The organism is Micromonospora sp. USAFONa4, from assembly GCF_057197825.1.
This window is the reverse complement of record NZ_CM170072.1, coordinates 312,387-327,125: the sequence shown is the minus strand read 5'-3', so window position 1 is coordinate 327,125 and position 14,739 is coordinate 312,387. Positions and strand designations below refer to the sequence as shown.

Here is a 14,739-nt window from a genome sequence, read left to right as displayed (position 1 = left end):
GCCGGCCGTCGCCGGCTGGCAGGCTGTGCTGCGTCGCCGACGGCACGGGGGTGCCGGGGGAACCACTGTGGAGGAGAGATGACGGAACCGGTGTGGGGGCCCGTGCATCGGGACATCGTCGATCTGCTCGCCGACCATCCGGCCGACGTGCCGGCGGTGGTCGACCACCTCACCAAGCTCCAGGACATGCTGGTCCGGCTGCCTCCGCTGGAGGCGAGCTGCCCGCTGGCCGACTTCAACCGGCTGTACCTGACGATCACCGAGAGCGTGCTGAACGGGCTCTACGACGACCGGTTCGCCGACCCGGTGTTCCTGTCCCGGCTCGACGTGGAGTTCGCGGGCCGCTACTTCGACGCGATGCGGCTGTGGACCGACTCCAGCCCGGGTACGCCGAAGGCCTGGGCCTGCCTGTTCCAGCGGATGCGCGGGCCGGACGCCCGCCCGCTGCCGTCGGCGGCCGCCGGGGTGAACGCGCACATCAACTTCGACCTGCCGTTCGCGCTGGTGACCACGTTCGACAGCCTGGAGTCGGAGCCGGTGGACGGCACCGACCAGCACCGCGACTACCTGGAGATCAACAACATCTTCGCGGACAAGATCCCCGGTCTGCGGCGCGGCTACCTGGAGCGGTGGCAGCTGCTCATCGACATGCTCAACGGCGACATCGACGACTGGTACCAGGGGGAACTGGTCGAGTACACCCGCGACGTCGCCTGGCGCAACGCGCAGAAGATCTGGCGGTGCCGGCACGACCCGGCCGCCCACGAGTGCGAGCGCGCGCGGCTGGACGACACCGCCGCGGCGCTCGGTCGGTTGCTGCTCTCGCCCCTCGGGGCGTTCCTGCAGTAGCCGTGACGGGGGGTCCCCGCGCTCCGCACCCGGCACCCGGCGGAGCGCGGGGACGCGTCCCGCCGGACCAGGGCTCGTTCGTCGGGGGGCGGCGAGCCCGGGTCGGGGAACGGTCCGCGCGGCCCGGGGGGTCCGCGCGGCCCGGGACGGGACGAGGGGTTCGCGGGTCGGCCGGCCCGGGGGGTGTCGGCCGGCCCGCACGGGGTACGCCCGCGCCATGAGTCACCCGGCCCGTCGGCCCGCCGCCCGACCCCGTCCCCGGCCCGTCGCCCCGTCCCGTCCCGCCCGACCGGGCGCCGCCCGACCCACCGCCCGGGGCGGCGCGCGATGACCGGCGAGGCGCACCGGTTCGCGTTCCGCTTCGACCCGGTCTTCCGGCCGGCGCTCGCGCTGGTGGGCGTCCGGCCGGCGACCGCCTGGGTCGGCGTCGACCGGGCCGAGCTGGTGGTCCGGTTCGGCCCGTGGCAGCTGCGCACCGCCCGGGGCAACGTCGTCGACGTCGCGCCCACCGGGCCGTACCGCTGGTGGCGGGGGATCGGCGCGCGCGTCTCGCTGGCCGACGCCGGCGTCACCTTCGCCAGCAGCACCGCCGCCGGGCTCTGCCTGCGCTTCGCCGAGCCGGTGCCCGCCCTGCTGCCCGGCGGGTGGCTGCGGCACCCCGGGGCGACGGTCACCGTGGCCGATCCCGACGCCCTGGCCCGGGTGCTGGCCGCCCGCGACGGCGACTGAGCCGTCCCGGCTTCACCGTTCGGGCGGGCGGCCGGCCGGCGACCGCCTACGGTCGGGTCAGGACGGCCGAGGGTGGGGAGGGGCATGCGTGACGAGCACGGGCCGAGGTCGCGGCGCACGCGTGGTCGCCGGCCGCCGCCCGCCGGCCCGCCACGGGACCTGCGCGCCGCCCGCGACCCCACCCGCCCCGGCGACCGCGCCGGGCGCCCGGTCGCCGTCCCCGAGGCGCAGGCCAGCCCCGCCCGGCCCGCCGCGCCGCTGAGCCCGCTGCGCCGGTGGCTGTTCGCGCACCAGGTGCAGCCGGTCGGCCCCGAGGCGGTGGAGGGGCAGGCCCGCTCGCGGCCGTGGTGGCAGGTCATGTGCCTCACCGGGGTGGACTACTTCTCCACCCTGTCGTACCTGCCCGGGATCGCGGCGGTGGCCGCCGGGGCGCTCTCCCCGCTGGCCACCCTGCTCATCGTCGCGCTGACGCTGTTCGGCATGCTGCCCATGTACCGCAGGGTGGCCCGGGAGAGCCCGCACGGGCAGGGCTCGGTGGCGATGCTGGAGCGGCTGCTGCCGTTCTGGCGCGGCAAGATCTTCGTGCTGGTCCTGCTCGGCTTCGTGGCCACCTCCTGGATCATCACGATCACCCTCTCCTCGGCCGACGCCACCGTGCACCTGCTGGAGAACCCGCACCTGCCCGAGAGTGTCGGCGGCACCGGCGCGGCTGTCGGCGTCACCGTCGTACTGCTGCTCGTCCTCGGCGGGGTGTTCCTGCTCGGCTTCCGGGAGGCGGTCGCGGTGGCCGTCCCGCTGGTCGCGGTCTTCCTGGCCCTGAACGCGGTGATCGTGGCGGACGGGCTGGCCGGGATCGCGGCGGACCCGCGGCCGCTGTCGGACTGGACCGCGGCGCTGACGGCCGGTGGCGGCCCCGGGGAGGTGGCGGTGACCGCCGTGCTGGCGTTCCCGCTGCTGGTGCTGGGGCTCTCCGGCTTCGAGACGGGGGTGAGCATGATGCCGCTGGTGGCGGGCGGGGGCGCGGACCGCGAGGCGCGGCTGGCGGCGCGGATCCGCAACACCCGCCGGCTGCTCACCACCGCCGCGCTGGTCATGTCGGTGTACCTGGTCTCGACCACCCTCGTGACCACCGTGCTGATCCCCGCCCGGGAGTTCGGGCCGGGCGGGGCCGCGAACGGCCGGGCGCTGGCGTACCTCGCCCACGAGCGCCTCGGCGAGACCTTCGGCACCGTCTACGACGTCAGCAGCGCGCTGATCCTCTGGTTCGCGGGCGCCTCCGCGATGGCCGGCCTGATCAACATCGTGCCCCGCTACCTGCCCACCTACGGGATGGCGCCGGAGTGGGCCCGGGCCGTGCGGCCGGTCGTGATCGTCTACACCATGGTCAGCGTCGCGATCACCCTGATCTTCCGGGCCGACGTCAACGACCAGGCCGGGGCGTACGCGACCGGCATCCTCGCGATGATGGTCTCCGCCGCCGTGGCGGTCACGATCTCCGCGGCCCGCCGCCGGGAACGCGTCGCGGCCGGCGGCTTCGCCGTGCTCACCCTGGTCCTGCTGTACGCCCTCGCCGAGAACGTCGTCGCGAAGCCGGACGGCATCGCCATCTCCGCGCTGTTCGTCCTCGGCATCGTGGTCGTCTCGCTGGTCTCGCGGGTGACCCGGACCACCGAGCTGCGCACGGACCGGATCGAGTTCGACGAGCCGGCCCGCCGGTTCATCGCCGAGTCGGTGGCGCACGACGGCCGGCTGCACCTCATCGCGCACAAGCGGGCCGGCGGCGCCGTCAAGGAGTACACGGTCAAGGAACGGGCGCAGCGGTCGATGAATCCCGTGCCCGGCGAGGGCGACATCCTCTTCCTGGAGATCGACGTGGTCGACCCGTCGGACTTCAGTCAGGTGCTGCGGGTGCGCGGCGTGGAGGTGGGTGGCTTCCGGGTGCTGCGGGCCGGCAGCCCGGCCGTCCCCAACGCCATCGCGGCGATCCTGCTGGCGCTGCGCGACGCCACCGGCGTACGGCCGCACGCCCACTTCGAGTGGTCGGAGGGGAACCCGCTCGCGCACCTGCTGCGCTACCTGATCCTCGGCCGCGGCGACACCCCGCCCGTCGTGCGGGAGATCATCCGCAAGTCCGAGCCGGACCCCGCCCGTCGGCCCGGCATCCACGTCGGCGGCTGACCGCGCGCGCTCCCTCGCCCCTGTCGAGGTGAATAGTTCGCTTATTCATGTTTGACGGACTTGCCCGATTGTCGTCCGTATCGTGACCTCCGGTGGCTGTCGCGACGTCAGCCGCCCCGCGTCCCGTTCGACGCGGCCGTGTCACGCACGCACGAGAGGCAGGGAAGCCTGATGACGACGTATCAAGGGGCACCACTCAGGCGGCGGTCGAGGTGGTTCTTAGCCGGCGGCCTCGTGGCGGGCAGCCTGGTGGCGGGGGCGGCCGGGCTCACGGACGGCGCCGCCTTCGCCGCCGACCGGGACATGCCGACCGCCTCGCCGACCGCCTCGCCGTCGCCGTCGCAGTGGGCCGGCGACCACTCCGGATGGCCCCGCGGCGACGCCGTCGAGGACCGTGACCAGGCGCGCGAGGAGCGGCGCGGCGGGCAGCCGCACGACCGCCCCGGACGGCCGGGCCAGGGGAACCGCGCGGAGGTCGCGGTGCCGTGCGACCCGACGAAGCTGATCTCGGCGCTGGTCCGGGCCAACGCCGAGGGCGGCGCCGACCTGCGGCTGGCGCCGAAGTGCACGTACGAGCTGACGCACGCCTTCCAGCAGCCCGACGAGTACGACGGCGGGATCCGCGACGCCCGGGAGACCGCCGACAGCGCCGAGAACCCCGGCGACGCCGAGGCGCCCCTGCGCAACCCGCAGCACGACCGGGCCGGGCTGCCCGTCATCTACCACCCGATCTCCGTCCGGGGCGAGGGGGCCACGATCGTCCGGAACGGGCACGCCGAGGCGTTCCGGTTCTTCACCGTCCGCGACGGCGGGGAACTGACGCTCTCCGACGTCGTGCTCCGCAACGGCCTCTCCGCCGCCGAGGGTGGCAGCATCCACATCGTGCACGGCGCGTCCGCCGTGGTCGAGCGCACCACGATCGTCGACAGCACCTCCCTCTCGGCGGAGGGGGGCGGCGGCGGGATCTTCAACGACGGGCACCTGGTGGTCACCGGGAGCACGTTCGTCGACAACCACGCCGCCGGCACCGCGGGCAAGGGCGGGGGCCTGCTCAACGGTGGCGTGCTGAGCCTGGAGAACTCGCAGTTCCGGGGCAACAGCGCCGTCGCGTACGGCGGTGGCTTCGCCAACTACCGGGGCGCGGCAGAGGTGCACTCGAGCACCTTCGCGCGCAACAACGCGGCGCAGGGCGGCGGCGTCGCCAGCTTCTCGGCCCGTACCCGGGTCGCCGACACGAAGGTGGTGGGCAACACCGCCCAGACCGGCGGCGGCATCGCCAACTCGGACGCGCTGATCTTCCTGCGCGGCCTGGAGGTACGCGACAACACCGCCACGGGCAACGGCGGCGGCATCTCCACCGTCCAGGGCCTGCTCCCGCTCGACGACAGCGTCGTGTCGGGCAACACGGCGCGCGGCTCCGGCGGCGGCATCCACGCCCAGAAGTCGAACGTCCTGCTGCGCCGCAGCGAGATCGAGCGCAACCACGCCGTCGGTGCGAAGTCCACGGGCGGCGGCGTCTTCGCGTCGCAGGGCCGGCTCTCCCTGTACTCCAGCAGGGTGACCGGCAACGTCGCCACCGTGAAGCCGGGCGGCCTCCTCGTCGACAAGGCGCAGTTCAAGGTCGACGACGAGACCGACGTCATCGACAACGAGCCGACCAACTGCGAGGGCAGCCGGGTGCCGGTCGCGAACTGCTTCCGGTGACCCGTCGCGGGCCGTCCCGACCGGGACGGCCCGCCCCGCCCGGGGCGCGTCCGGCATCGCCGGCGATCATCGCGATCGCGGCGGAGGGTGCCGGACGCGCCCCGGGTGGCGGACGGCTCAGCCGAGGGCGCGCAGCCGGGCGGCGAGGTCACCGGCGAAGAAGTCGAGGAAGCCGTCCGGGTCGGGGCCGGCGTTCTGCAGCACGACGTGGTCGTAGCCGGCCTCGACGTACGGGCGGACGGCCGCCACGTGCGCCTCCGGGTCCGGCCCGACGGAGAACAGTTCCCGGACGTGCCGCTCCTCGACGTACGCGCTGGCGGCGTCGAAGTTGACCGGGTTCGGCAGTTCGCTCATCACCTTCCAGCCGGTCACCATCCACCGGCTGGTCTCCAGCACCGCCCGTACGGCCTGCTGGTCGTCGGTGGCCCAGGCCATCGGCACCTCGGCGTAGCGGGGACCGTCGCCACCGGCCTGCCGGTAGTGCTCGACGATCGACGCCTTCGGCTCGGTGACGAACAGGCCGTCGCCGAGCTCCGCCGCCATCGTGGCCGAGGACCGGCCGCTCGCGGCGACCGCGATCACCGGTGGGGTCTCCGGCAGGTCGAAGATCCGGGCGTCCTCCAGGCGCAGGTGCTTGCCCTCGAACGAGTGGTAGCCGCCCTGCCAGAGCAGCCGGATGATCTCCAGCGCCTCGCGGAGCCGCTCGTGTCGCCCGCGTACGCTGGGAAAGCCCTGCCCCACCACGTGCTCGTTGAGCCGTTCCCCGGCCCCGACGCCGAGGGTGAACCGGCCGCCGGAGATCAGCGCCAGGGTCGCCGCGGCCTGCGCGATGATCGCCGGGTGGTACCGGACGGTCGGGCAGGTCACCCCCGTCGCGAGGCCGATCCGTTCGGTCTTCGCCGCGACCGCCCCGAGCACGCTCCAGGTGAACGACGAGTGCCCCTGCGTGTCGAGCCACGGGTGGAAGTGGTCGCTCATCTCGACGAAGTCGAAGCCAGCCTGCTCGGCCCGGACGGCCTGTCGGATGATCTCCTGCGGTCCGTATCCCTCCGAGGCGAGCTTGTAGCCGATCCTCATGCCGGTGCTCCCGTCCCGTGCGGCGCTGGTGGCGCAACGCCGGTTCCCGTGGCGGGGGTCGACAAACGTCGGGCCGCGCGGCCGGCCCCGGGACGCCGCCCCCGATGACCCAGCCTCCTAGGACGCCTTACGCGGTGTGGCCGGCGTCGGCGCGAGGGACGGAGCGGGGGAGCCGGCGTGGTGTACCCCGGACACGGCTCGGCCCGCGCCCCGAGTGGGCGCGGGCCGGAGGAGTGTGTCCTACTTGGACGGCTGTGGCAGTTCGCAGTCGACCTTCGGGTTGGCCCCGATGTAGTTCAGCGGCCCGGCCACGATGGTCACCAGGATCGTGCCGGCCTCGGCGCAGTTCGTGTCGTCGCCGCTGTAGTAGCCGCGCTGCCCGGCGGCGACCGCGCCGATGATCAGCCAGATGACGACCAGGACTCCGAATATCGACGTGCCGCGCATCGCTGCCTCCGCAAAGGTGTGGTGGATCGAGGTGCTGGGCGTTGTACCCAATCGCGATGAACGGCTAACGGTCCCGCCGCCGGGGAACCGGCGCGGCGGACGGCCGACAGTCGGCGGACGGGCCGCGGGGGCGGTGGTGGCGTGCGTGCGGGGCCGGGCGGCTGGCCGGCGCCGGCGGGGGCCGATGCGCCGTCATCTCCTCGCGGTTCGGCCCCGAACGCCGACATCGCGGCGCCCGTGGCTCGGGCGCCGCGATGTCGGCGACGGCGGATCGGTCGTGCGGCGGTACCCGATCCATCCGGTACCGCCGTCCGGCGCCGACGCGGAACGCGGCAGCCGGGGCGGCACGGTCAGGCGTCCGCGCCGCCCACCGGGGTCGGCAGGGCGGCGGCCGCCTCCTGCGGGGCGCCGGCGAGCACCTTCGCCTGCTGCGGCCAGGTCGCCAGGCTCGGCGCGGCCCGCAGCCCGGCCGCCCGGATCGTCTCCCGCAGGGCGGCCTCGTCGAGCTCCGCCAGCTGCCGGTACGTCCGGATGCCGGCCGCCTGCAACGCCGCGGCCATCTTCGGGCCCACGCCCTGGATCCGGCGGAAGTCGTCGGCGGCGTCGGAGTCGGTCGCGACCGGGGCGTCCACCTCGCCGCGCGGCGAGGGCACGACCACCGGCGCGGCCGGCGCGTCGGCCGGCGTCGACTCGGGCTCGACGGATGCGCCGGCGGCCGTGGCCGGCTCGACCGTGTCGGCGGCGACCGGGGTGGGCTCGACCGCGGTGGTGACGGCCGGGGTGGGCTCGACCGGGGTGGGCTCGACCGGGGTGGGCTCGACCGGAGTGGCGGCGGCCGTGGCCGGCTCGACCGGCGTGGCGCGGGTCGGCTCCGGCTCGGCGGGTGCGTCGGCCGGCTCCGGCTCGACGGCGGAGCCGGCCACGGCAGCGGGCTCAGCAACGGGCTCGGTCGGGCCGGCGGCGGTGGGGAAGGGTGCGGTCTCCGGCTCGGCCGGGGTCACGCTCGTCGGCGCCGAGGTGGCGGGGGCCGGGACGGGCTCCGCGTCGGCGGCGGGAAGGGCTTGCGTCGCGGCGGCCGGGAGGGGCTGCGCGTCGGCGCTCGGGGCGGGCTCCTCCGCCGGGCGGCGGTCGACGGGGCCGGTCACCTCGGCGGCCACCGGCAGCACGACCTCGTGCTCCGGCCGTACGTCGGTGGTGGTGGCGGACGGCACGGGGTCGGCGTCGGGCGCCGGCACCGGGTCGCCGGTCAGCGCCATGTCGGCCGGGTCGACGTCGTCGGCCCGGGACGCGTCGGCCGCGACGACCGTGGCCTTCGGGGCGTCGGTGCTGCCCGGGTCGGCGTCGGTCGGGGCGTCGACGCCGGGCGCGGCGGGGACGCGGTCGGCGACCGCCTCCCGCGCGGGGTCCACGATCACCTCGGGGCGTGCTTCGTCCAGGGTGGCGACGGGCGGCGGGTCGACCACCACGGCGGTCATGCCGGCGACCGGGTCACCGTCCACCATGGGGGAGCCGTGGGTGGCGGCCGCCGCGTCCCGCCGGCCGCGCCCGAACCAGCCGCCCGCCAGACCCACCAACAGAGCCACGATCAGTATCAGCCAGTGCCCGAAAGACCACGCCACGGCAAACCTCCCTATCGTTCACGTCCGGAAACCCGCGAGAAAAACTCGCCGCAGCTTCGCACACGCCCGACGACGCCGACAGGCAGGACCGGGTGCCCACCGTGGCGGCGGGACGGGTCGCGACGGGCGGTGTCCGTCGGGGCGACGGAGGGTCGCGGCGTCCGTGTCCAAGTCGGGGCGGGCGGTGGGCGGTGGGCGGGCAGGCGCGGACCCCGGCGCCCACTGGCGGCGCCGGGGTCCCGGTCGGACGGTCAGTCCTCCTCGCCCCGGTAGCTGTAGAAGTCGTCGACGAAGCGCCGCGCCAGGCGGGGTACCCGGCTGGTGACGCCGAAGTAGCCCCGCGCGCCGAGCAGCGCGAGCCGGCCGACGACCGGCTTGTACATCCGGTCGTCCCCGCTGGTGCCGCTGCGGTTGAGTGAGTCGGCGACCCGGGCGAACCCGTACGGCACCATCGCGGCCTCGTAGTCGGCCACCGCCTGGAGCAGCGTCTTGTCTCCGGTGGCGGCCAGCCGCAGCTGGCGGCAGAGCAGGGCGGCGTCGCGCAGGGCCGTGTTGGCGCCCACCCCGCGTCCCGGCGTCATCGTGTGGATGGCGTCGCCGAGCAGGGTGACGGTGCTGCTCTTCCAGGGCGGCACCGGCTCGCTGGTGGACACCCGGATGGGCAGGGCACTGCCCGGGTCGCTGCGGGCGAGCAGTTCGCGCAGGTGGGGGTGCCAGTTTCGGGTGAGTCGCAGGGCGAGCAGGACCAGGTCCTCGCCGCGCAGCTGCATGACATCGCTCGGGAAGCGGCGGGCCGTGCTCCAGACGACGAGGTTGATGTTGTCGCGGGTGTTGTCGTGGCGCAGCCCCGGCCAGCCGCGCAGCAGTTCGGCGTCGGCGGGATCGACGCCGGGCTTGAGCGCGCCGTCGCGGTCCCACTTGAACTCCATCACGTGCAGCACGCCCATCATCCCGCCGGTGCCGAAGATCAGCGAGATGCCCTGTTCGATCCGCTCGGGCAGCAGCCCCCGGGTGTGCGGGGTCAGGGGGATGCGGGTGGCGATGTTGATGGTGCCGGCGTCGCGGGTGACCGCGTGCGGCAGGTACTGGCGGCGTACCGCCGAGTGCGTGCCGTCCGCGGCGACCAGCAGGTCGCCGGTGGCGGTGCTGCCGTCGGCGAAGTGCGCGGTCACGGTCCCGTCGTCGCGTTGGTCGTACCGGGTGAAGGCCTTGTCGAAGTGGACGACGTCCTCCATGCCCGTGAGCAGGACCTGGCGCAGGGTCATCCGGGCGACGGACCGTTCGGTGTTCACCGGGTCGGTGTCCGGCCGGAGCGTGAACGAGGCCGTGCGCCGCATGCCCTGGGTGATGACGTTGAAGTAGCGGGGGGAACGGGCGCAGGTGGCGAGGTAGACGTCGAACAGGGCCGGCGGCAGGCACTCGCGCAGCGCGCGGCTGCCGGTCGGCCCGATGCCGACCCGGTAGCCGAGCAGCCCTTCGCCGCGGGTGCGGTACCGCTCGTAGACGGCCACGCTGATGCCGGCACGGCGCAGGCCGTGTGCCAGGCACAGCCCGCCCGTGCCGGCCCCGATGATCAGGACGTGGGGTGGTCTGGACGACATGGCGACCGCCCCCGTTCAGCCGGCCGGGTGCGACGACGCCGCCGCGTCTGCGGCGTCCCACCGGTAGAAGCAGCCCGCGATCGCGTCGCGCGGCGAGCGCCAGGTCGGCAGGTAGGGCGTGGTGTGCGCGGAGAGCCGCTCGTTGACCTGGCGGTAGAGCGGGTGGTTGCGGGCCTCGGCCAACGCGTCGGGGGCCACGTCGGCGGTCTCCATCAGGTGTACGCACAGGTCGTGCAGGCAGTACAGGGACCGGTGCCGGACCCCGGTGAGGGCGGGTAGTTCGGTCGCGTCGGACTCGGCGAAGATCTGCGCCACCCGACCCTCCGCACCCGGGATGATCCTGCTGACGATCAGTAGACGGCTCATGGGACCCCTCTCGCCGGTGGCGCTCCGCGACCATGTCGCAGACCACGGACTGTTGTGCGCCCACCGTGCCCCGGCGACTGTCACCTGTCCGTCACTCGCCCCGCCGCGCCGGTGACGCCGCGTCAGCGGGCGCGGGGCGCGATCCGGTTGGCCGGTGGCCGGCGGGGCCCGGCCGGGGCGGTACGGGTGGCCTCGCGGATCGGCGCGAGGGTGTCGTCGAGCAGGGCGGTCATCGCGGCCGAGGGCTCCAGCCGCAGTTCGCGCAGCAGCAGGTCGCGGTAGACGTAGAAGGCGTGCACGGCCTCGAAGGCGTTGCCCTCGGCGAGGTGGATGCGGACCACCAGCCGGTGCGGCGTCTCGCGCAGGGGTTCGGCGGCCATCGCCTCCAACGCGGCTTCCAGCGCCGCGCCGTGGCGGCCCGCCGACAGGTGCTGGCCGGCCAGATCCTCCAGCATGTGCAGGCGCAGCTGGCGCAGCCGCTCCCGGTCGGCCAGCACCCAGTCGTCGTACCAGCCGGGGAGCAGGTCGTGTCGGCCGGCGGCGAGCGCGGCGGCGGCGCAGGGGTCGTCGCCGTCGCGTACCCGCGCGGCCGTGCCGACGAGCGCGTCGACGTCGACCCGGACGGCCGGGCCGAGGGCGACCGTGTCGCCGGAGGTGGTGATCGGGCAGCAGGGGTCCTGGCGCAGCCGCCAGAGCGCGGTCCGCAGGGACGACAGCGCGCGGTCCTCGGGGGTGTCCGGCCAGAGCAGGCCGGCGAGGTTGCTGCGGGTGGCGCCGGGGCGCAGCCCGATCAGCGCGATGACGCGTTGCAGGCCGCGCGGCACCACGACCGGGGCGTCGCCGTGCAGCAGCCGGAACCCGCCGAGCAGGTGCAGGGAGATCTCGGCGTCGGCACGGCAAACGGTGGTCGGCGTCGATCGATCAGCGGCCACGGCGGCACCCCCTGCGGAACGCTCGTCCCGACTCGTCTGCTGTCCCCGGCGCGGCTGCCCATGACCCCACTGTCGGATCGCTCCGCCGCGGCACGGCGTCGCACGCCGCGGCCGCCGGGCTGACCGTGACGAAGATTATCAATAGTGGTCACTCTGGGTCAATGTCTTGTCCGGGATGGCGCTTGCCTGCCGGCGTCCACGAGAACCCTTCCTAACTGCGGATAGTCCACACCGGATGATCGGTGCCGCACAGCGGGTACACAGCTGGCGTCAACGCAGCGTCACGGAAGCTGCGTCGCCACCCGGCGGTCGCCGGTGACGCCGCCGTGACGCCGGGGGCCGGATCGTGTCGCCAGTCGTCCGGCTAGGCCGGTGCCGTCGTCACCGACGCCCGATGCCGTGGAGGGAGGCCCGTCCATGGACCGTTCGCTGATCGTCGCGAAGGTGGTGCCGAGCGCCGAGGCGCGCGTCGCCGAGATCTTCGCCGATTCCGACGCGACGGAACTGCCGCGCCTGGTCGGGGTCCGGCACCGGTCGCTCTACCGGCTCGGTGACCTGTACGTGCACCTGCTGGAGACGGAGTCGCCGGGCGGGGCAGCGGTCGAGGCGGCCCGGGGACACCCCGAGTTCGCCAGGGTCAGTGCCCGCTTGCAGCCGTACGTGTCGCCGTACCTGCCGACGTGGCGGGAGCCGCGCGACGCGATGGCCCGCTGCTTCTACCGCTTCGACGCCGCGCCCGTCGGGCGGTCGTCGTGACCGCCACCGCGCCCCGCGAGGGGCAACTCTGGTCCCGCTGCGGTGGCTGCGCCACCCTGCTCTACCGCAAGCGGCTGCGGCGCAACCTCGACGTCTGCCCCGAGTGCGGGGCGCACGCCCGGGTCGACGCGCCCGAGCGGCTGCTCCAGCTCGTCGACCCGGGGTCGTTCACCGCCCTGCCGGAGCGGCCGGCCGAGGTCGACCCGATCGGCTTCGTCGACCTGCTGCCGTACCCGCACCGGCTCACCGCCGCCCGCGCGGGCACCGGGTTGGCCGAGGCGGTCGTCTGCGGCACCGCCACCGTCGGGCGGCAGCCGTGCGTGCTCGCCGTGATGGACTTCCGGTTCCTCGGCGGCAGCCTGGGCTGCGTGGTGGGGGAGCTGATCACCCTGGCCGCCGAGCGGGCCCTGACCGACGGGGTGCCGCTGGTCCTCGTCACCGCCTCCGGTGGGGCGCGGATGCAGGAGGGCACCCTGTCGCTGATGCAGATGGCCACGGTCAGCCAGGCGATCGCCGCGCTCCGGGAGGCCGGCCTGCTCACGGTCAGCGTGCTCACCGACCCGACGTACGGGGGCGTGGCCGCCTCGTTCGCCACCAACACCGACGTGGTGCTCGCCGAGAGCGGCGCGCGGATGGGCTTCGCCGGCCCTCGGGTGATCCGGCAGGTCACCGGCCGGGACCTGCCGGAGGGCTTCCAGACCGCCGACTTCCTGCTCCGGCACGGCCAGGTCGACATGGTGGTGCCCCGGCACGCCCTGCGGGGCCGGCTGGTGGCGCTGCTCGCCGCCGCGCGGTCCGGGCGGCGGCCCGCGGCGCGTCCCGGCGTACCCCGGCAGGAGCCGTCGCCGCTGGTGGCGCGCCCCGCCGGCGGCGCCGCCGCGACGACGGCGCCGGGCCCGGGCGGCGACGCCTGGGAGACGGTACGGCTGGCCCGGCACCCGGGCCGTCCGACCACGCTGGACTACCTGGAGACGGCGTTCGACGGCTTCGTCGAGCTGCACGGCGACCGGCTCGGCGCGGACTGCCCCGCGGTGGTGGGCGGGCTGGCGCGGCTCGACGGCCGGGCCGTCATGGTGATCGGCCACCAGAAGGGACACACCACCGCCGAGCTGGTCGGGCGCAACTTCGGCATGGCCAGCCCGGCGGGGCACCGCAAGGCGCTGCGGCTGATGCGTCTCGCCGCCCGCATCGGCCTGCCGGTGGTCACCCTCGTCGACACCCCCGGGGCGGATCCCGGCGTGCGGGCCGAGGAACAGGGCCAGGCGGCGGCCATCGCGGAGAACATCCTCGCCCTGACCGTGCTGCCCACCCCCGTCGTCGCCGTGATCACCGGCGAGGGCGGCAGCGGTGGTGCGCTGGCGCTCGCGGTGGCCGACCGGGTGCTCATGCTCCAGCACGCCGTCTACTCCGTGATCAGCCCGGAGGGCTGCGCGGCGATCCTCTGGCCGGACCGGGGCGCCGCGCCGCAGGCGGCCCGCGCGCTGCGGCTGACCGCCCCCGACCTGTGCCGGCTCGGGATCGTCGACGACCTCGTCCCCGAGCCGGCCCCGGCCGCCCACCACGACCCGCAGGCCGCCGCCCGGGCGCTGCGCGAGGCGGTGCTGGCGCACCTGCTGCCGCTGCTCGACGTGCCGCCCGCGACGCTGGTCCGCCGCCGGCGGCAGCGCTTCCGGCGCTTCGGCGCCGCCCGCCTCGGCGCCCGGGCGGGTGCCCGGTGAGCGCCGGCGCGATCCGGGCCGCCGTGCCGCCGGCATCCGGGCCGGCGGCGGTCGTCGCGGTGCCGGCCCCCGGCACCCGGAAGGCCCCCGACGCCCACCCGACGCCGCAGGCGCAGCCCGCGCCCGGCCCGCAACCCGCGCCCGACGCGGGCCGCTCGCCTGACGGGGCCCGGTCGCCCGACGTCGAGCGGGCCGCCGGTCCGGTGCCGGCACCTCCTCCGCAGCCGCCACCTGGCGTCGCGCGGGCGTCCGGCGCGGAGGCGGCGTCGGACGCGGAGACGGCGTCCGGCGTGAAGACGGCGTCCGGTGTGGAGGCGGGTCAGCGGGTGGACAGCGTGCTCACCGGGCTGCGGTGGCACGCCCGGCACCTGGCGGCCGAGCTGCCCGGCCCGCTGCGGCGGATCAGGCTGCGCGGCGGCGACACGGTGCTGGAGGTGGAGTGGCACGCCGCCCCGCCCGGGACCGCCCCCGCCGCCACGGCGAGCCCGGCACGCCCGCCGACCGCCGCGCCGCCGCAGGGGCACGCCGTGCGGTCGCCCATCGTCGGCACGTTCTACCGCGCGCCGGAGCCGGGCGCCGCGCCCTTCGTCGCCGTCGGCGACCTGGTCCGTCCCGGGCAGGTCGTCGGCATCGTCGAGGCGATGAAGCTGATGAACGAGGTGACCGCCGACCGGGGTGGCCGGGTCGTCGAGGTCCTCGCCGCCGACGGCCACCCGGTCGAGTACGACCAGCCGCTGGTCGCGCTGGACCCGGCGTGAGGGGC

The 14,739-nt window shown here is 75.4% G+C and carries 13 protein-coding genes; 7 read left to right on the top strand and 6 right to left on the bottom strand.

Annotated features, from left to right (window positions below):
• The first annotated feature begins 78 nt into the window (after positions 1-78).
• The 4 genes from AC0OO9_RS01380 (at position 79) to AC0OO9_RS01365 (ending at position 5,460) form a co-directional block, all read left to right on the top strand.
• Positions 79-849, top strand: a complete 771-nt coding sequence (locus tag AC0OO9_RS01380; protein ID WP_484514910.1) for a DUF5995 family protein — start codon at positions 79-81, stop codon at positions 847-849.
• Positions 850-1,176: 327 nt separating this feature from the next.
• Complete coding sequence (locus AC0OO9_RS01375) at positions 1,177-1,578, top strand: hypothetical protein (protein ID WP_484514909.1); 402 nt, start codon at positions 1,177-1,179, stop codon at positions 1,576-1,578.
• Positions 1,579-1,662: 84 nt separating this feature from the next.
• Positions 1,663-3,756, top strand: a complete 2,094-nt coding sequence (locus tag AC0OO9_RS01370) for an APC family permease (RefSeq protein ID WP_484514908.1) — start codon at positions 1,663-1,665, stop codon at positions 3,754-3,756.
• 171 nt (positions 3,757-3,927) lie between these two features.
• Entirely contained in the window at positions 3,928-5,460 is a 1,533-nt protein-coding gene (locus AC0OO9_RS01365; protein WP_484514907.1) for a right-handed parallel beta-helix repeat-containing protein, read from the top strand.
• Between the two features lie 117 nt (positions 5,461-5,577).
• Here AC0OO9_RS01365 and AC0OO9_RS01360 read toward each other — a convergent pair whose 3' ends face one another.
• The 6 genes from AC0OO9_RS01360 to AC0OO9_RS01335 form a co-directional block, all read right to left on the bottom strand.
• Positions 5,578-6,537: a TIGR03557 family F420-dependent LLM class oxidoreductase gene (locus AC0OO9_RS01360; protein WP_484514905.1), complete on the bottom strand. Its 960-nt coding sequence runs from the start codon at positions 6,535-6,537 to the stop codon at positions 5,578-5,580.
• Between the two features lie 240 nt (positions 6,538-6,777).
• Entirely contained in the window at positions 6,778-6,984 is a 207-nt protein-coding gene (locus AC0OO9_RS01355) for a hypothetical protein (RefSeq protein WP_091630565.1), read from the bottom strand.
• Between the two features lie 350 nt (positions 6,985-7,334).
• Positions 7,335-8,567: a hypothetical protein gene (locus tag AC0OO9_RS01350; RefSeq protein WP_484514903.1), complete on the bottom strand. Its 1,233-nt coding sequence runs from the start codon at positions 8,565-8,567 to the stop codon at positions 7,335-7,337.
• 287 nt (positions 8,568-8,854) lie between these two features.
• Positions 8,855-10,204 carry an FAD-dependent oxidoreductase gene (locus AC0OO9_RS01345; protein ID WP_327028665.1) on the bottom strand — a complete coding sequence of 450 codons (1,350 nt, stop codon included), beginning with the start codon at positions 10,202-10,204 and terminating at the stop codon, positions 8,855-8,857.
• 15 nt (positions 10,205-10,219) lie between these two features.
• Positions 10,220-10,570, bottom strand: coding sequence for a TcmI family type II polyketide cyclase (locus AC0OO9_RS01340; protein ID WP_151456453.1), 351 nt, complete (start codon positions 10,568-10,570; stop codon positions 10,220-10,222).
• A gap of 122 nt (positions 10,571-10,692) precedes the next feature.
• The gene (locus tag AC0OO9_RS01335) at positions 10,693-11,502 is read right to left on the bottom strand and encodes an AfsR/SARP family transcriptional regulator (protein WP_484514901.1); all 810 of its coding nucleotides are present in this window, start codon (positions 11,500-11,502) and stop codon (positions 10,693-10,695) included.
• A gap of 417 nt (positions 11,503-11,919) precedes the next feature.
• Here AC0OO9_RS01335 and AC0OO9_RS01330 point away from each other — a divergent pair, with 417 nt between their 5' ends.
• The 3 genes from AC0OO9_RS01330 to accB all read left to right on the top strand — a co-directional run bounded on the left by AC0OO9_RS01330 (position 11,920) and on the right by accB (position 14,734).
• The gene (locus tag AC0OO9_RS01330; protein ID WP_132234740.1) at positions 11,920-12,258 is read left to right on the top strand and encodes a TcmI family type II polyketide cyclase; all 339 of its coding nucleotides are present in this window, start codon (positions 11,920-11,922) and stop codon (positions 12,256-12,258) included.
• On the top strand, positions 12,255-13,976 hold the full coding sequence (locus AC0OO9_RS01325; protein ID WP_484514899.1) for an acetyl-CoA carboxylase carboxyltransferase subunit alpha: 1,722 nt from the start codon (positions 12,255-12,257) through the stop codon (positions 13,974-13,976). The genes AC0OO9_RS01330 and AC0OO9_RS01325 overlap by 4 nt, the downstream gene beginning before the upstream one ends.
• A gap of 203 nt (positions 13,977-14,179) precedes the next feature.
• The gene (gene accB / locus AC0OO9_RS01320) at positions 14,180-14,734 is read left to right on the top strand and encodes an acetyl-CoA carboxylase biotin carboxyl carrier protein (protein ID WP_484518112.1); all 555 of its coding nucleotides are present in this window, start codon (positions 14,180-14,182) and stop codon (positions 14,732-14,734) included.
• Positions 14,735-14,739 lie beyond the last annotated feature (5 nt).